The following is a 17,365-nucleotide window of genomic DNA, read 5'->3' on the forward strand; positions in this document are numbered from 1 at the left end:
CGAATGCTTCACCGCACCATCAGGCTCGCTCGAAAACCACGCTTCCCTCGACGATCGTGGCGGCGACCAGGTCCGCGTCCAGCTCGCGCAGGAGTTCGTCGGGCGGCGCGGCGATCACGCACAGGTTCCCCGGTTGGCCGGGCGCGACGGTGCGCGGCCTGGCCGGCTGGTGGGGCTCACCGAGGAACATCTCCAGCGCGGTGCGTGCGTCGATGCGTTCGGCCGGTCCGAGAACCGCACCCGACGCGGTGGTGCGGTGCACGGCGGCCCGCATCGCCGCCCACGGGTCGGCGTCACCGAACGGAAGATCGGTCGACATCACGACCTTGACGCCGGCCAGAAACAGCGACGCGACGCGCCACAGTTGGTGGTGCTCATCGGCGGGTACGTCGGCGAGGTACTGGTCGCCGCGCTCGGCGACGAAGTTCGGCTGCGTTGCGACGGTCACGCCGAGCCGGGCCAGGTCGGACAGGCAGTCGTCGGGCACCACAGCGGCGTGCTCGATGCGGTCCCCCGGTCGGGTACCCGCCGAGTCGAGCGCGGCGATGGTGACGACGAGTTGGGCGGCGGTGACGCAATGCAGCGCGACCGGGCCGCCTGCGTCGTGTCGGGCGCCGATCCAGCGGGTCAACTGGTCCAGGTCGAGGCCGTCGTCGTGCAGGATCCGCTTGCCTGGCGACAGGCACGCCACCTGTTGCAGGAGGTCACCGTGGCGGTGGGCCTCGGCGAACTTCACCGTGTCCTCGATGCCGAGGTCCGGGGTGGCCTCGGTGACGCCGGTGATGCCGTAGGACGCCAGCCGTCGACTGACCTCCGCCAGCCCCGTTTCGCGGCGCTGCAGGGAGTTGGACCAGTTCTGGTCGGCGCTGCGGAGCCGTCCGTCGGGGTGGTCCGGCAGCCCGACGCAGGCCAGCCCAGCCGAGTTCAGCGTCCACAGGACCCCGCTGCGGTGCTGCACGCGCACCGGTACGGCAGGCGCCACGTCGTCCAGCGTCTCGCGGTTCAGCGGCCCGGCGACGGCTTCGTGGTAACCCACCGCCCTGATCCAGCCGTCCTCGCCGATCACGGCCTCGGCCAGCACGCGGGCGAGGTCATTTCGACCGTGCACCTCCCGCGGCCCGACCGGTACCGACGTCAAGGCCGCTGCGGCCGAATGCAGGTGGACGTGGTGATCGTGCAAGCCGGGGATGACGGTGTGCTGGCCGGCGTCGAACACCGACTCCCCCGCGGACGGCGCGAGGTGCTCGGCCACGTCGACGATGCCTTGTTCGGCACGGATGTCGACGACCGCGCCGTCGAGCAGGCGGGCGCGCTGAATCAGCATGCGGCGTACCGTCTTTCGGTGACCAGTCGGTCCACGCGGGCGGTGTCGGCCCCCAGTTCGGCTGCAGGCGATGCCACCGTCGGCGCAGCGGGTGCTGCGGCGGCACAATCGCTTTCACTGGGCATCTCGGATTCGGCAGCGTAGTTCGCGGCGACGGCGGCCATGGCGACGTCGATGAGTTCGCCGCCGCCGCGGGCCAGGCTCTCGGCAACGGCGAGCGCGGCCTGCAATCCGGTGAGGGGGTCGGCGACGGCATCGGCGCAGAACACCGGACCGTCGGCGCTGCGGCCGACCAGCCCGCCCGCCACCGCGGCGTCGTCGCCGAAGGCCACCAGGTCTCCGCGGTCGCCGTCCGCGCCGTAGCCGGTGATCCGCAGCCAGACCCGCCCGTCGCGGGCGGGCACGTCGTCGGGCCCGAGGCCGCGGCGGGCCAGCGCCGCCGCGCGCGACGAGGTGATCACCACGTCGGCCGCGGCGAGCAGTGCGCGCAGGCCCGACGGATCGCCGAAATCCGCTGCATAGGAAAGCTTTCCGCCGTTCATCCAGTCGAGGAATGGCTTCGGGCCGAGACGGGTTCCGTCGGGCCGCGCCGTGCTCTCGACCTTCACCACCGTGGCACCCGCCCACGCCAGAATCCGCGCACACAGCGGCCCGGCCCACATCGACGACATGTCGACCACCAACAGGCCCGACGGTCGACGGGGCGACGCCGCGGCACCGATCCGCCGCACGACGGGCTGCCCGGGAGACGCCTCACCGAGCACCGCCGCGGGCAAGCCAAGCAATCGGGCCCGTCCGACGACCTCGTCGGCCGACCGGCCTGCGGCCCAGCGTTCGACGGCGGACCACGTGTCATCGGGGGCGATCTGGTGTTCCAACAGGGCTGGCACGGCGTCGACGTCGTCGGGTCGCGACAGCGTGATGGCGCCCCAGCCGTGACGGGTGGGCAGCAGTCGGGTGGCCCCGCCAGGGGAGACGCGGCCGCCGCGGGACAAGCCGAGCTGAGCGGCCCGCCCGGACAGCAACACGGCCGCATCCAACTCGACGCCGATCCGGCCGCCGAGGTCGGCGGCGACGGCGCGGGCCCTGGTCAGTACGGCGGCGCGGGAGAAGTCGGGGGGACCGTCGGGCAGGCCGGTCAGGTAGGCCAGCCCGCTGGCACCCCAGTCCCGCGCCACTGCGTCCACGGCACCATTGTGGCCGGAGCCCGCCCCGGCGGCGACATCGAATCGGGCGCTTAGAAATGTAGGGCGGTGAATCTCCAGTCCAGCACCTGCCGATCGGTCTCGTCGACCGCGAACACCAGCGACCGCAACGTCAGCACCGCGCCGCGGCCGCCGGGCAGGGCCGCCGCCTCCTCGACGTGGATCTCGCTGTAGAGCGTGTCACCCTCTTGCACCGGTCCGGTGTGGTCGCACGATGCCCACCCGAGCACCGTGACGAGGTTCGGCAGCACCCGGGTCACCTGAGCCAATGCCAGCCCGATGGTGTGTCCGCCGTACACCAGTCGCTGGCCGCCGACACGCGAATCATGGTGTGTCGCCGCGATGTTGAGTGTCAGGCGGGCCAGTTCGGGCGCGCTGCTGACCACGTCGGCGGTGCCGTGCAGCACCGAACCGACGATGCCGGGGTCGAAGTGCGGGCCCGGCACCCGGGTACGGAAGGCGTCGGCATCCCAGGCTTCGGTCGGATCCGGCGCCGTGGGCGCATCGGCGCCGATCGCCGACAGGTCGTCGTCGTGGCCCGTGTCGGCACCATCACGCAAGGGCAGCATCGCGCAACGGTGGAAGTCGAGTACCAGGCGGTCGGCCTGGTCGATGGTCGTCATCCGCAGCGCAGCCAGGCCGGTTGGCGCGCGTCCCGGTTTGGCCGAGTTCTGCTTCAGGCCAACGACCTCCGTCCGGGTGTACAGGGTGTCGCCGAGTACCGGGAACCGGTGAAATTGCAGGCCGCGGTAGAACAGGTTGGCCTTGACGCGCCGGGTGGCCAGCGTGCTCTGACCGATCGCGACATCACACACCAGGGCGGGGTGCGCCAGCGCGGCAGGCGCTCCGGTGACGGCGTGGGTCAGGGTCTGGTCGAGGGGCAGGCGCATGCGGTCGCCGAGGATCGACTGGTGCACCGCAGCGGCACCGTCGCTCAGCGTCATCGACGGCGCCCAGCCGAATACCTGGCCGACGTGCAATTCGTCGAAGTGGGGGCCACCCGAAATATGGCCGGACAAAGTCACAGCATCACATGCTGGCAGCCTCTTGATCTGTGTGTCAATATGGCCGTACATTTGGGACCAATGAACACAATCAGCGACGAAGAAGCCATGCTGGTGGAGACCGTGCGGGCGTTCGTCGACCGCGACGTGCGCCCGACGGTGCGCGAGGTCGAGCACGCCAACGAATACCCCGAGGCGTGGATCGAGCAGATGAAGCGGATCGGGATCTTCGGTCTGGCGGTCGGTGAGGAGTACGGCGGGGCGCCGGTGTCCACCCGCTGCTACGTGCTGGTCACCCAGGAGTTGGCCCGCGGCTGGATGAGCCTGGCAGGCGCGATGGGCGGGCACACCGTCGTCGCCAAGCTGATCGGTCTGTTCGGCACCGAGGAGCAGAAGCTGCGCTACCTGCCGGGGATGGCCTCCGGCGAGATCCGCGCAACGATGGCGCTCACCGAACCCGGCGGCGGGTCGGACCTGCAGAACATGACGACGACCGCCCGACGCGACGGCGAGGATCTGATCGTCAACGGCGCCAAGACGTGGATCTCCAACGCCAGGCGCTCGGGCCTGATCGCCCTGCTGTGCAAGACCGACCCCGACGCCGTGCCCAAGCACAAGGGCATCTCGGTGGTACTAGTCGAGCACGGCGACGGGTTGACCGTCTCACGGGATCTGCCCAAGCTCGGCTACAAGGGCGTGGAGAGCTGTGAGCTGTCATTCGACGACTACCGCGTCCCCGCTGCCGCGATTCTCGGCGGCTCAGCCGGCACGGGCTTCGCCCAGATGATGAAGGGCCTCGAGACCGGCCGCATCCAGGTGGCATCGCGCGCGCTCGGGGTGGCGACGGCGGCCCTGGACGATGCCCTGGCCTACGCCCAGCAGCGGGAGAGCTTCGGCCAGCCGATCTGGAAGCACCAGGCCATCGGCCACTACCTGGCCGACATGGCCACCAAGCTCACCGCTGCCCGTCAGCTGACGCTGTACGCGGCCGACCGCTACGACAGCGGCGAGCGCGCCGACATGGAGGCCGGGATGGCCAAGCTGTTCGCCTCCGAGACCGCTATGGAGATTGCACTCAACGCCGTCCGCATCCACGGCGGGTACGGCTACTCCACCGAGTACGACGTGGAACGGTACTTCCGTGACGCGCCGCTGATGATCGTCGGCGAGGGCACCAACGAGATCCAGCGCAACGTCATCGCCGCGCAGCTGGTATCCCGTGGCGGGATCTGAGGCCATGCGATCTGCTCCGGCGTATCAGACACTGCGCCAACAGCTTCGGGACGAGATCGCCGCCGGACTGTATCGCGACGGGGCGCGGTTGCCCACCGAGTCCGAACTCGTCGCCCGCCACGGCCTGTCCCGGCAAACGGTCCGCCGCGCCTTTCAGGACCTGGTCGCCGAGGGCGTGGTGTACCGGGTGCCAGGGCGCGGCACGTACGCCAGTGAGTCGAGTAGCCGCTACCTACGCCAGCTCGGCTCGATCGAGGACCTGATGAGCCTGTCCGACGACACCACCATGGAGGTGCTGTCGGGTCTGGGCCGCCGGGTCGACGTCGACGCAGCGAGCCGGTTGCGCCTGGTCGATGACGTCGTCTACACGGTGGTGTTCCGGCGGTGTCACGATGGGGTGCCGTTCGTGCTGACCCGGGTGCACCTGCCGGAGTCGGTGGCCAGGCGTGTCCTCGACGCTCCCGAGATGGCCGACGGCGCAGTCAGCACCACCACCGTCATCGGTCTGACGGAACCACATTTGAGCGCGCCGATCGTCGAAGCGGCACAGTCGATCACGGTCGGGGAGGCCGATGGCGAGGTGGCCGACGCGGTGGGTTGCGCGCCGGGTCATCCGATGTTGCGGGTCGACCGGCTGTACGCGGACGCGACGGGCACCCCGGTCGAGTTGGCGGTCAGCCACTTCCTGCCCGAGCAGTACACCTACCGGGTGACGCTGCGCCGCTCCAGTTAGTCCGGGTACGAGGACCAGGTGCGCACCGAGGGCTCCAGACCGAGCGCGGTCAGCCAACGGGACTCCCCCGCCTCGACGATTTCCTCGGCCCTGGCGCACAGCACCTCACCGAGATCTGCTGCGGCGTCGACGCCCAGCGCCGCCCGCAGATCGGCGACCTCCACCGACACCGAGTACTCGTACTCCGAGGTGCCGGACCAGCCGCCGGGTCCACACCGTTGAAGGTCAGTCCCTCGTCATCGAACTCCAGCCGGACACTGAGGGTGTCGGTCTTCCAGAACGGTCGGCTGTGCACCCCACGATGATGACAGGACCGGTGTCGATCTCGCGCGCCACAGAACTCGACGGCGGGTCATCGACTGCAGTGAGGGTCGTGAAATTCGCGCGATCACGACCCTGTGCGCAGTCTCAACGCCCAAGAAGCGGCGGCTAGGTCACCTCGTCCACCAGTCCCCAATCCAGCGCAGTGGCGGCGTCGATGGTCTGCCCTGACAGAACGAGATACGCGGTGCGCCAGCGGCCGATCCGCCGAGTAATGCTCACCGTTCCGCCCGCGCCAGGGATCAGGCCGAGCGCCAGTTCGGGCAGCCCCAGTGTGGCGCCGGGCCGGCATGTCACGTGTCCGCAGAACGCCGCCATCTCCAGTCCGCTGCCCAGCACCTGACCGTGGACCTCGGCGCGGCAAGCAGGCCCGAGCCGGGCGGTGATCTCGTCGAGAACCAATGCCGGGCTGTGCCGGGTGCGGGCAAGGTGTGCGGTGGCCGGGTCGGCGAAAGTGCCGAACTCCGCGAGATCGCCTCCGCTGCAGAAGGACTCGCCGTTGCCGGTGAGCACCATCCGGGTCACGGACGGGTCGAGCCGGGCGACCTCGAGCGCCTCGAGCAATGCCGCCCGCGCGTCAGTGGAGAACGCGTTGTGGCGTCTCGGTCGATTGAACCGCACCCGCAGCACGTCGCCGTCCCGTTCGGCCTGAACGGGATCGGGGATCTCGGGCATGGTCGCAGGACCCCGTTCGGCCAGCCACCGGGCGAATTCCGGTCCGGACTGCAACGTCGAGTAGGCCAACGACTCGGTGACGACCCCGGCGAAGGCAGGCGCCGCGACGTCCACGGAGCGCAGCACGTCGTCGCACACCGCTGCCGCCTGCGGCCACCGCTCGCATCGACCGGTGAGCTCGGCCAGTGCGTGCAGAATCGATGGGACGGTCACGGAGCGGCGGTCGTCGCACTCCCGCTCGGTCAACGTGAAAGTCGCTTCGTCGAAGGGCGATTCGACGGCGACGACGATACCGCCCGCGAGCTCGACGGCGTGCGGGGTCATCGGTCAGCCGACCGGTTGGGAGTACTTCTCGATCAGGGTCTGCTTGAAGAGCTTGCCGGTGTCGGTGCGCGGAAGTTCCGCCTCGAACGAGATCGATCGCGGACACTTGTAGTGCGCCAGCCGATCCCGCAGCCACACCAGTAGCTCGTCGGCGAACGCATCGGTGGCGTCGGCGGGGTCGACGGTCTGCACCACGCCCTTCACGCTCTGACCCATCTCGTCATGGGGGACGCCGAACACCGCTGCGTCCATCACCTTCGGGTGGGTGACGAGGATGTTCTCCGCCTCCTGCGGATAGATGTTCACCCCGCCTGAGATGATCATGTGATGGCGCCGGTCGGTGAGGTAGAGGTAGCCGTCCTCGTCGAGATATCCGATGTCGCCCACCGTCTTCCAGCCCTTGGGATGCGTTGACGATGCGGTCTTCTCCGGGTCGTTGAGGTACTCGAACGACTGACCACCCTCGAAGTAGATCTCACCCGCCTGTCCCGGTGGCAGATCGTTGCCGTCCTCGTCGACGATGTGCAGCGCACCCATCATGGGCTTGCCCACCGATCCTGGGTGGGTCAGCCAGTCCTCAGCCGTGATCAGCGTCGACCCATGAGCTTCGGAGGACGCGTAATACTCGTCGATGATCGGACCCCACCAGTCGATCATCTGCTTCTTGATCTCGACCGGACACGGGGCGGCGGCATGCATGACGCGCTCCAGGCTGGAGACGTCGTACGAGTTCCGCACGGCCTCCGGCAGTTTCAGCATTCGGGTGAACATCACCGGGACGAACTGACCGTGGGTGACGCGGTACTTCTGAATGGCCTCCAAGGCGCCTTCGGCGTCGAACTTCTCCAGGATGACGGTGGTGAGGCCACCGGCCTGCGTCTGCATCGACCACACAGAAGGCGCGGTGTGATAAAGCGGTGCGGGGCTCAGGTAGACGGTCCCCGGCCGCATCCAGAACCCGACCAGCGCGGCCATCATGCCTGGCACCTCGGAGGGCGGCAGGTGCGACAGCTCGCGCTTGATGCCCTTCGGCCGTCCGGTGGTACCTGACGAATACTGCAGCAGGTCACCCTCGATCTCGTCGGCGATCGGGGTATCAGGCTGATCGGCAACGCATTCCGGGTGACGCTGCCAACCTTCCAGGTCGCCGTCGGCGATGAGGAGCACCCCGGGCAGCCCGTTGGGCAGTTCGGCTCCGAGGCCGGCCAGCGTCTCCCGCAGGGCGACCGAGCCGATGACGGCCTTCGCATTGCTGTTGTCGATGATGTACGCGGCCTCGGCGGAGGTGAGGTGCGTGTTGATCGGGACGTAGTAGAGCCCGCTGCGCCGCGCCGCCCACATGACGGCGTGGATGTGCTCGTTGTTCTCCATCAGGATCGCGACGGCGTCGCCCTCCCGCAGGCCGTGCGCACGGAAGTAATGAGCCAGTCGGTTGGCCCTGGCCTCCAGGTCATCGAACGTGACGACGGTGCCCGTCGGGTGCAAGATGACAGCTGGCTTCCCGGTACCCACGTGCTCGCGAATCTGCATGTGGAGCACTTTACGACGGCCCAAGTTGACAGGTGTCAAGTGGGTCCGATCAGCGGCCAGGCGAACTCAGGTAGCCGACTACTCTAGGCCCCTCATCGCGGTCGCTCGATGCTGATCTGGATAGTTGATCGCCCTGCGAGGAGCCCCCGATGACCATCGAAATCGACCGACCGGGCGCGCCGAGCGTGTTCGACGCCGGCCTGCCTTCCATCGACTACTCGTTCGTCCAAGATCCCGAAGAGGCGCACGAAATCATCGGGCAGGCGCGGGAACGAGCGCCGATCGCGCTCGGGCCACACGGTCCCGAGTTGCTTACCTACGATCTGGTCCACGCCGTGCTGCGCGATCCGCGATTCTGTCCGCCGCAGGGGTTCAGCCTTGCCGCACAGGGCATCACCTCCGGTCCGCTGTGGGATCGGGTGGTCAACAGTCTGCTGTGCATCGACGGCGCCGAACACCACCGGCTGCGCCGACTCGTATCCAAGGCGTTCGCCCCCCGCGCCGCCGCACGACTGCGCACCACCATCGCAGAGGTCATCGACGAACTGGTGACACCGCTCACCGCCATCGGGAGCTGCGACATCGTCGACGACGTCGCGCGGCAGTACCCGATCCCGATCATCTGTGCTCTCCTCGGCACGGACCGCCGGGATTGGAAGCTGTTCTCCGACTGGACCGACGACATGATGAAGACGTTCAGCTGGACTGCAGCCGAGGACCAGGCCGACATCCTGCGCTCGTGGAACGCGGTCGACGCATACCTCGACGACATGATCGCCGAGCGGCGCGACACCCTCACCGACGACCTGATATCCGACTTGATCCGCGCCGAGGACGACGGTGACCGCTTGACGCATGACGAACTGCTCATGCTCGCCGCCGGGCTCCTGATGGCAGGCACCGACACCACGCGAAACCAGCTGGCTGCCGCGGTCCACACCCTGTGCGACCACCCCGACCAATGGCTGCTGCTGGCTGAGCATCCAGAGCTGGCACCGAACGCAGTCGAGGAGATCATGCGCCATTCACCGGTGGCTGCTTCAACGTTCCGGACCGCGGCGGTCGACGTCGAACTGGGTGGGGTCACCATCCCGGCGGGCACGCTCACCATCGTCAACGCGGCCGCCGCCAACCGCGACCCCGCCGTCTACGACGATCCGGGCCGCCTCGACATCACCCGCGATGCCCCGGCTGCGATGCTGACCTTCGGCGGCGGCATGCACTACTGTCTCGGATCGCACCTCGCCAGAGCCGAACTCGTCGAAGCGTTGACCGTGATCACACGGCGCATGCCCAATGCGCGCCGCACTGGACCCGCCCCATGGAAACCACTGACCGGGATGAGCGGCCCGGTCACGCTGCCCATCGAATTCGACAAGTACGCGCCAGCTCGAGTGTGAAACTGACGACGAAATCGGCCGCGCAACGTCGTGACAGTCACACTCGCGGAGGAGACGCCGGCGCCGCGCCTAGTCGGCCTCAGCCAAGCGGGTCTTCAGCGCGTCGAACTCGTCCTTGATACCGGTCGGCAGCTTCTCGCCGACGAACTCGAACCACTCCTCGATCAGCGGCAGTTCCTTGCGCCACTCCTCGGCGTTGACGGCCAGCGCCAGGTCGACATCGGCGGCGTCTACGCCGAGGCCGTCCAGATCCAGATCGGTGGCCGTCGGCACGATGCCGATCGGGGTGGTCTTGCCGTCGGCGCGGTGCTCGATCCTGTCGATCGCCCACTTCAGCACGCGGCTGTTCTCGCCGAATCCGGGCCACAGGAAGCGGCCGTCGTCGCCGCGGCGGAACCAATTCACGAAGAACACCGCGGGCATCTTGGACTCGTCCGCGTTCTTGCCGAGGTTGATCCAGTGCTGGAAGTAGTCGCCGACGTTGTAGCCGAGGAACGGCAGCATGGCCATCGGGTCGCGGCGGATCGTACCGACCTTGCCCTCGGCGGCGGCGGTCTGCTCGGAGCCCAGCGTCGCGCCGATGAAGACACCGTGCTGCCAATCGCGGGCCTGCGTGATCAGTGGAACGGTCGTCTTGCGGCGGCCGCCGAACAGGATCGCCGAGATCGGCACGCCTTGCGGGTCATCCCACTCGGGCGCCAGCGTCGGGCACTGCGAGATCGGGGTGCAGTAGCGCGAGTTCGGGTGCGCTGCTTTGGTTTCCGTCTCCCGCAGGATCCAGTCGTTGCCCTTCCAGTCGATCAGGTGGTCGGGTTCGCCCTCCAGGCCCTCCCACCACACGTCGCCGTCGTCGGTCTTGGCGACGTTGGTGAAGACGGTGTTACCCGCGGCGATGGTCTTCATCGCGTTGGGGTTGGAGTCCCAGTTGGTGCCCGGCGCGACGCCGAAGAAGCCGAACTCGGGGTTGACGGCGTAGAGCCTGCCGTCCTTGCCGAACCGCATCCAGGCGATGTCATCGCCGACGGTCTCGGCGCGCCAACCGGGGATGGTGGGCTGCAGCATCGCGAGGTTGGTCTTACCGCACGCCGACGGGAACGCCGCGGCAATGAAGTACGCCTTGTTCTCGGGCGAGATCAGCTTCAGGATCAGCATGTGCTCGGCGAGCCAGCCCTCGTCGTGGGCCATGGCCGACGCGATGCGCAGCGAGTAGCACTTCTTGCCAAGCAGAGCGTTGCCGCCGTAGCCCGAACCGTAGCTCCAGATCTCGCGGGTCTCGGGGAAGTGGGTGATGTACTTCGTGTCGTTGCAGGGCCACGGCACGTCCTTCTCGCCGGGCTCGAGCGGTGCGCCGAGCGAGTGCAGGGCCTTCACGAAGAAGCCGTCGTCACCGATCTTGTCCAGCGCGGCCTTGCCCATCCGGGTCATGGTGCGCATCGACACCACGACGTACTCGGAGTCGGTGATCTCGACACCCAGCTTGGGGTCCTCGGCACCGAGCGGCCCCATACAGAAGGGCACCACCCACAGCGTGCGGCCCCGCATGCACCCGCGGTACAGGTCGGTCATGAGGACCCGCATCTCGGCGGGGTCCATCCAGTTGTTGGTCGGGCCTGCGTCGATCTCGCGCTGCGAACAGATGTAGGTGCGCGACTCGACGCGCGCCACGTCGGACGGATCGGACAGCGCGAGGTACGAGTTCGGCTGCTTCTCGGGGTTGAGGCGCTGGAAGGTCCCGGCCTCGACGAGCTGAGCCGTGAGCCGGTCGTATTCTTCGTCGGTGCCGTCGGCGAACATCACCCGGTCGGGCTGCGTCAGCTCGGCAATCTCTTGCACCCAGGCAAGGAGGCCCGCGTGTTTGGTCGGCGCCGTATCCAGGCCCGGAATGGTCGCTGAGGTCATCGAATTCTCCTGCTGGCGGTCACGGTCATCGCTTACTAGAGGTTAACGCGGGTGACATACCCGCGGAGAATCGAGCCTATGTCCGATCGCTCACAGGAACGATTCAGATGCCGAATTTCGCCATTTCCCGTCATTCGGCCTCAATCAGGGCGGTCTATTGTGCCGACGGTCGAATTTCCGATCGGGCCGCGGCGGCCGGGTCACGGGCGGCGAGCTCGCTGGTGAATGCGATCTCGGTGTCCAGTAGCCGGCGGGCGACCGTCTCCTCCGCACAGGTCCGCAGTGTGGAGGTGACCTCGCCGACCCACCTGTCCATCAGCGCCCTGTCGTGCAGGACACCACGGATGCCGACCACCCAGATCGTCAGCAGCAGTCCGACGACGCCACCGACGAGAAGCCCGATCAGGTCCGAGCCGGGCCCCAGCTGAACCGTCAGACGGCTCAGCGTCAGCGCCACCCCAAGGCCGAAGCCGCCACCGAGCACCAACATCAGCCGGGTCTCCAGCCGACGCGACGACGGTCGTGGCAGGGGCAGTCCGTGCGACGGTGGTGCAGCCGACGGCGGTGGCGGCGTCAGCGCGAGCGCGCCTGCGACCTGACGGATCGTGGCGTCGATGGCTTCATCTATCGCCAAGTCCAACTCCGCATCGAAGTCGGCCACGGCGTCGCGCACTCGGTCGGCGAACCGGGCCGTCGCGCCACGCGGCAGTTCGACCGCCTCCGCGCGCAGGTCGGCACCGATCGCCGCGCACCGTCGGCGCACGAAGTAGACCAGCGTCAGGCGGGCCTTCTGGATTCCGCCCCGCACGGCTAGGGCATCCGCGGATCTCGACGACCGGTGTCCGCGGAACACGCTGGCCCGCAGCCGGTTTCGCTGGTTCAGATCCGGACGGGCGAGGCAGGCTCGCAGCGTGTCGACGAGTTCGTCAACATCGGGTTCGCCGAGATCGGGAGCCGCGGCGACCCCCACCCACGGCACCTGCCGGTAGCGCTCGTCCCGTCGGGCCACCAGTGCGCGGTCGGCGGTCAGCACCTCACGCCACCCGCGGTGGGCGTCGATCTTGGAAACCGCCGCGATCACCAGGTCGGTGCCTGCCGCGGCCCGTTCGATCAGATCGACGTCGGAGTCGGCCAGCGGTGCGACGGCCGAAGCGACGATCACCACCGCATCGGGTGTGGTCGGCCCGAGCGCCTCGACGACCGTGTGGTCGGGCAGGCGCTCCGCGACCGCCGCGGCGAGGCTGGAGGCGCCGGCCGACGGCGGCCCGACCACCGCGATGACACGGCTGGGCGCGGTCACCAGAAGCCGTCAAGCAGTCGCAGCGATCCGCGGGTGATGTCCGCGCCGCATCGGCGGTGCAGCGCATCGACGGGCCCTCGGCTATACCGCCGCCACTGCGCAGCGCGGCGCCGGTGCGCGTCGGGGTCATCACCGGGGTCGACCCGGATGCCGTCGGCTTCCACGACGTCGACGGCCGCCGTCATCGTGGCGAGCACCGCGGCGTCGGAGTTGAGCAGCCCGAGCAAGGCTTGGTCATCCAATTGAACTGCCAGCGAATGCATCTCGGCCAACGCCGCCCGAAGTCGCCGATAGCGGACTGGGGCGGAGGACGCGTCGAGCCTGGCCAGTACGGCGTCGACGTTGCTCAGCCGTTGCAGGAGCGTCGGCAGCGTGGCCGGGTCGGCGCCGCGGGCCAACGCGAGCACGGCGTGTGCGATGCCGAACCGGTCGAGGCGTTCGAGCAGACGCGTCCGGATCTCGCGGCCGACGGGGTGATCACCACTGGTGAAGGCGTCGACGGAACGGAGGTCGGCGGCCGTGTGCACCAGCGAGCGCAGCGCGTCGACGAGGTCATCGTCGAGCGCCGTTGTCTTCCCCAATAGACCGACCATGGCGACGGTCGGCGTTCCGGTGCGCCGTTGCACGTCGGCCGCCGTGCGGTGCGCGTTCGGCAGTGCGCCGCCGGATCGCGATCCGGTCAGATCGGCCTTGTTCAGCACGATGAGCGTCGGCCTGTCGGTCGCCGCCATCGCCCGCTCCTCCGGCTTGAGCGCTTCGGCGATCACCAGCACCTGGACGTCTGCGGCGGCGGTGTCGGCGGTGACGGCGACGCCGTGGTCGCGCAGTGCGGCGGCCACCGTATCGCGGCCCACCCCGGCCCGGCCCACCACCGCAACCCCGACCCGACGCGTGAGACGGGCGATGATCTGCGAAAATTGCGGCATCGGCGCGGTCTCAGCGAATCGCGTCAGATGCTCGCTGAAAGTCGTAGCAACGTCGGCTGATGGATTCGGCATAACTCGGTAAACCCCCAGGCCATCGTCGCATCTCGGCGACGCCATCATGAGCGGAGATTTTGCGGTACCCGGCCCACGCGGACGGAAGGCAACTGTTGGGTATCAATCTGTACCACGATGCGGGTCCACCGGCCTCGATGAGCGACGATGGACGGATGTATGCCCAGCGCGAGGAGGCCGCCCTCGAAGCGGCCGGGATCCCTGCGCACCCCTACCCCCGCATCACCAGTTTCCGGTCAAGACGTTCGGCGCTCTCGGGTGGTCAGCAGGAAACCTGGGAACGTCGCTGGCCCGAGCTCGGCATGCAGGCCAGAGACTCCGACGGCCTGCCAACCGGCTCGTTGGACACCGAGTCGTGGTTCGGCCGGTCGGCACCCTTGGTTCTGGAGATCGGCTGCGGCGCAGGAATCTCGACCCTGGCGATGGCAGCAGCCGAACCCGACCTCGACGTCATGGCCGTCGAGGTCTACCGGCGCGGGCTCGCCCAACTGCTCAGCGGTGTCGATCGGGCAGGCCTGACCAACGTCCGGCTGATCCGTGGCGACGGCGTCGACGTGCTTGAGCACATGCTGGCTCCGGGGTCGCTGACCGGCGTGCGGGTGTTCTTCCCCGATCCGTGGCCCAAGGCGCGCCACCACAAGCGCCGGCTGTTGCAGCCGTCGACGGTGGCGCTGATCGCCGACCGACTCGAACCCGGCGGTGTACTGCACGCCGCCACCGATCACGCCGGGTACGCCGAACAGATCGCCGAGGTCGGCGACGCCGAGCCGCTGCTGCACCGGGTGGCCGTCGATGCCGTGGGCTTGCCGATCTCGGTGAGTCGCCCCGTCACGAAGTACGAGGCGAAGGCCCGGCACGCCGGGAGTGCCATCAGCGAATTCCTCTGGGAGAAGACCCGATGAGCATTACCGAAGAAATCCAGGATCTGGGGCAGAATCCCGAGTCGCCCGCAGCGCCGGTCGCCGTGCCGGAGCGGGTGCTTCTGGTCTGGGACGCCCCGAATCTCGACATGGGTCTCGGCTCCATCCTCGGCGGCAGGCCGACCGCGGCGCACCGCCCTCGGTTCGACGCGCTAGGCCGCTGGCTTCTGGCCCGCACCGCCGAACTGTCCGCCGCCCGCGCCCACGAGGACCCGCAAGTCTCGCTTGAGCCGGAGGCCACGGTCTTCACCAACATCGCGTCCGGAAGCGCCGACGTCGTGCGCCCGTGGGTGGAGGCGCTGCGCAACGTCGGCTTCGCGGTGTTCGCCAAACCCAAGATCGACGACGACAGCGATGTCGACAGCGACATGCTCAACCACATCGCGCTGCGCCGCAGCGAAGGTCTTGCCAGCGTATTCGTGGCGTCCGCCGACGGGCAGGCGTTCCGGTTGCCGCTCGAGGAGCTGGCTCGCGATGGCATCGAAGTACACGTTCTCGGATTTCGCGAACATGCGAGTTGGGCACTAGCGTCGGATACCTTGGAGTTCGTCGACCTCGAAGACATTCCTGGTGTCTTCAGGGAGCCGTTACCGCGAATCGGCCTTGATTCGCTGCCCGAGCAGGGCGCTTGGCTGCAGCCGTTCCGACCGCTGTCTTCGCTACTGACGTCGCGCGTCTGACAACTTAAGCAGCTCGGGCCGAAAGACTTGAAGATCAGTTAGGAGCTCACGTGTTCGCCTGGTGGGGTCGAACGGTGTACCGATTCCGATACGCGGTGATCGGAGTCATGGTCGCACTGTGCGTTGGCGGCGGCATCTACGGCATCAGCCTGGGCCAGCACGTCACGCAGAGTGGCTTCTACGACGACGGCAGCCAGTCGGTGCACGCGTCGGTGATCAGCGACGAGGCCTACGGACGTGACACGTCGGGCCACATCGTTGCCATCTACACCGCGCCCGACGGCAAGACGGTCGACGATCCGGCGTTCCAGAAGAAGGTCCTGGACAACCTCGCCCAGGTCGAAAAGGACCACCCCGACCAGATTCTGCGCTCGATCGGTTACTTCAAGAGCCCCGAGCTGCTGAAGAACATGGCAGACGCCGACAAGAAGCAAGCCTTCATGTCCGTGCAGCTGAAGGGCGACAACGACGACCAGATCCTGAACAACTACAACAAGAACGTCGGCGAGGACGGCAAGACCGTCAAAGAGGCACTGAACATCGACGGCGTCAGCGTTCAACAGGCCGGCCTGCAACCGCTGGCCAGTGAGTTGACCGGCACCATCGGCGAGGACCAGAAGCGCGCCGAGGTGGCCGCCATCCCGCTGGTCTGCGTGGTGCTGTTCTTCGTGTTCGGCACCGTGATTGCGGCCGCACTCCCAGGGCTCATCGGCGGCCTGACCATCGCGGGCGCCCTCGGCGTCATGCGCCTGATCGCCGAGTTCATCCCCGTGCACTTCTTCGCCCAGCCGGTGGTGACCCTGATGGGACTCGGCATCGCGGTCGACTACGGCCTATTCATGGTGAGCCGATTCCGGGAGGAGCTCGCCGAGGGCTACGACACCGAGGCAGCGGTGCGTCGCACGGTGATGACCTCGGGCCGGACCATCATGTTCTCCGCGGTGATCCTGGTTGCGTCCTCAGTACCGCTGCTGTTGTTCCCACAGGGCTTCCTCAAGTCGATCACCTACGCGATCATCGCCTCGGTCATGTTGGCGGCGATCCTGTCGATCACCGTGCTGGCCGCCGCCCTGGCCATCCTCGGGCCCCGCGTCGATTCCGTTGGCGTGAAGATGCTGGTGCGGTTCGCCCAGCCCGATCCCATCACCTCCGACCGCTCCAATCCACGCTCCAATCCCCTCGCACTGGCATCGATCCCGGTCGGGATCTTGCTTCCGCCGCTGGGCATCGCGTTCGGACACATCGCCCGATCCCGCATCAGGACGACCGGTGAACGCGGCGCAGGGCTCGCCCTCATCGGTTTGGTCCTCGGCTATGTCAGCCTGATGTGCGCGCTCGGATACGGAGTGGTCGCCCTTCGCGACGCAGGCATCGTCGAAAGTGCGCTCTACTGGATCCTGCTGGGCATCGTGATCTTCGTCTCGGTGGTCATCGCCGGACTCGCCCTGGCGCGGGCCGTGCCGCTCCTACGCGGCCCGATCGTCTGGTGGCTGAACTGGCTGGCCGAGAAGACCCAGAAGACCAAGACGCGCGCCGAGGTCGAGAAGGGCTTCTGGGGCAAGCTCGTCAACGTCGTGATGAGGCGCCCCGGCGCATTCGCGCTGCCGATCGTCATCGTGATGATCATCCTCATCATTCCGCTGGGCCAGCTCGCCCTCGGCGGCATCAGCGAGAAGTACCTGCCGCCCGACAATGCGGTCCGGGTGGCGCAGGAAGAGTTCGACAAGACCTTTCCCGGATTCCGCACCGAACCACTGACGCTGGTGATCGAGAGCGACAACGGCCAGCCGGTCAGCGACCAGCAGATCGCCGAGGTCCG

General features: G+C 68.0%; 15 protein-coding genes. 6 read left to right on the top strand and 9 right to left on the bottom strand.

Annotated features, from left to right (window positions below; translation table 11 throughout):
- Positions 1-19 precede the first annotated feature (19 nt).
- From QOC69_RS22805 to QOC69_RS22815, 3 genes are read right to left on the bottom strand one after another with little or no spacing between them, the layout of a single operon-like run.
- Positions 20-1,324, bottom strand: a complete 1,305-nt coding sequence (locus QOC69_RS22805) for an amidohydrolase family protein (RefSeq protein WP_526443831.1) — start codon at positions 1,322-1,324, stop codon at positions 20-22.
- Positions 1,318-2,511, bottom strand: a complete 1,194-nt coding sequence (locus QOC69_RS22810; protein ID WP_526443833.1) for a CoA transferase — start codon at positions 2,509-2,511, stop codon at positions 1,318-1,320. The genes QOC69_RS22805 and QOC69_RS22810 overlap by 7 nt, the downstream gene beginning before the upstream one ends.
- A gap of 50 nt (positions 2,512-2,561) precedes the next feature.
- The gene (locus tag QOC69_RS22815; RefSeq protein WP_526443868.1) at positions 2,562-3,473 is read right to left on the bottom strand and encodes a hotdog family protein; all 912 of its coding nucleotides are present in this window, start codon (positions 3,471-3,473) and stop codon (positions 2,562-2,564) included.
- Positions 3,474-3,614: 141 nt separating this feature from the next.
- Between QOC69_RS22815 and QOC69_RS22820 the strand changes: the two genes are divergently transcribed.
- Positions 3,615-4,766 carry an acyl-CoA dehydrogenase family protein gene (locus QOC69_RS22820; RefSeq protein ID WP_526443835.1) on the top strand — a complete coding sequence of 384 codons (1,152 nt, stop codon included), beginning with the start codon at positions 3,615-3,617 and terminating at the stop codon, positions 4,764-4,766.
- Between the two features lie 4 nt (positions 4,767-4,770).
- Positions 4,771-5,499, top strand: coding sequence for a GntR family transcriptional regulator (locus QOC69_RS22825; RefSeq protein WP_526443837.1), 729 nt, complete (start codon positions 4,771-4,773; stop codon positions 5,497-5,499).
- On the opposite strand, the gene QOC69_RS22830 is transcribed toward QOC69_RS22825, so the two are convergent.
- The 3 genes from QOC69_RS22830 to fadD4 form a co-directional block, all read right to left on the bottom strand.
- On the bottom strand, positions 5,496-5,669 hold the full coding sequence (locus tag QOC69_RS22830; RefSeq protein ID WP_526443839.1) for a hypothetical protein: 174 nt from the start codon (positions 5,667-5,669) through the stop codon (positions 5,496-5,498). The two genes, QOC69_RS22825 and QOC69_RS22830, sit on opposite strands and share 4 nt — an antisense overlap.
- A gap of 259 nt (positions 5,670-5,928) precedes the next feature.
- On the bottom strand, positions 5,929-6,819 hold the full coding sequence (locus QOC69_RS22835; protein WP_526443841.1) for an enoyl-CoA hydratase/isomerase family protein: 891 nt from the start codon (positions 6,817-6,819) through the stop codon (positions 5,929-5,931).
- Positions 6,820-6,822: 3 nt separating this feature from the next.
- Positions 6,823-8,349 (bottom strand): fatty-acid--CoA ligase FadD4, encoded by a 1,527-nt coding sequence (gene fadD4 / locus QOC69_RS22840; RefSeq protein ID WP_526443843.1) that lies wholly within the window; start codon positions 8,347-8,349, stop codon positions 6,823-6,825.
- A gap of 149 nt (positions 8,350-8,498) precedes the next feature.
- On the opposite strand from fadD4, the gene QOC69_RS22845 reads away from it, so the two are divergent.
- Positions 8,499-9,749 carry a cytochrome P450 gene (locus QOC69_RS22845; protein ID WP_526443845.1) on the top strand — a complete coding sequence of 417 codons (1,251 nt, stop codon included), beginning with the start codon at positions 8,499-8,501 and terminating at the stop codon, positions 9,747-9,749.
- A 69-nt stretch (positions 9,750-9,818) separates the two neighbouring features.
- Here the strand turns inward: QOC69_RS22845 and QOC69_RS22850 are convergent, their stop codons facing one another.
- The 3 genes from QOC69_RS22850 to QOC69_RS22860 form a co-directional block, all read right to left on the bottom strand.
- On the bottom strand, positions 9,819-11,648 hold the full coding sequence (locus tag QOC69_RS22850) for a phosphoenolpyruvate carboxykinase (GTP) (RefSeq protein WP_526443848.1): 1,830 nt from the start codon (positions 11,646-11,648) through the stop codon (positions 9,819-9,821).
- A gap of 154 nt (positions 11,649-11,802) precedes the next feature.
- Positions 11,803-12,948: a hypothetical protein gene (locus QOC69_RS22855; protein WP_526443850.1), complete on the bottom strand. Its 1,146-nt coding sequence runs from the start codon at positions 12,946-12,948 to the stop codon at positions 11,803-11,805.
- Positions 12,945-13,874 (bottom strand): hypothetical protein, encoded by a 930-nt coding sequence (locus tag QOC69_RS22860; RefSeq protein WP_526443852.1) that lies wholly within the window; start codon positions 13,872-13,874, stop codon positions 12,945-12,947. The genes QOC69_RS22855 and QOC69_RS22860 overlap by 4 nt, the downstream gene beginning before the upstream one ends.
- Before the next feature lie 209 nt (positions 13,875-14,083).
- Between QOC69_RS22860 and trmB the strand changes: the two genes are divergently transcribed.
- From trmB to QOC69_RS22875, 3 genes are all read left to right on the top strand, one after another.
- Complete coding sequence (gene trmB, locus QOC69_RS22865) at positions 14,084-14,848, top strand: tRNA (guanosine(46)-N7)-methyltransferase TrmB (RefSeq protein ID WP_526443854.1); 765 nt, start codon at positions 14,084-14,086, stop codon at positions 14,846-14,848.
- The gene (locus QOC69_RS22870; RefSeq protein WP_526443870.1) at positions 14,824-15,546 is read left to right on the top strand and encodes an NYN domain-containing protein; all 723 of its coding nucleotides are present in this window, start codon (positions 14,824-14,826) and stop codon (positions 15,544-15,546) included. The genes trmB and QOC69_RS22870 overlap by 25 nt, the downstream gene beginning before the upstream one ends.
- Before the next feature lie 50 nt (positions 15,547-15,596).
- Positions 15,597-17,365, top strand: a 1,769-nt coding sequence (locus tag QOC69_RS22875; RefSeq protein ID WP_526443856.1) for an MMPL family transporter, incomplete at its 3' end; no start/stop codon positions are given.

The organism is Mycobacterium sp. (assembly GCF_032162105.1).
Lineage (GTDB): Bacteria > Actinomycetota > Actinomycetes > Mycobacteriales > Mycobacteriaceae > Mycobacterium.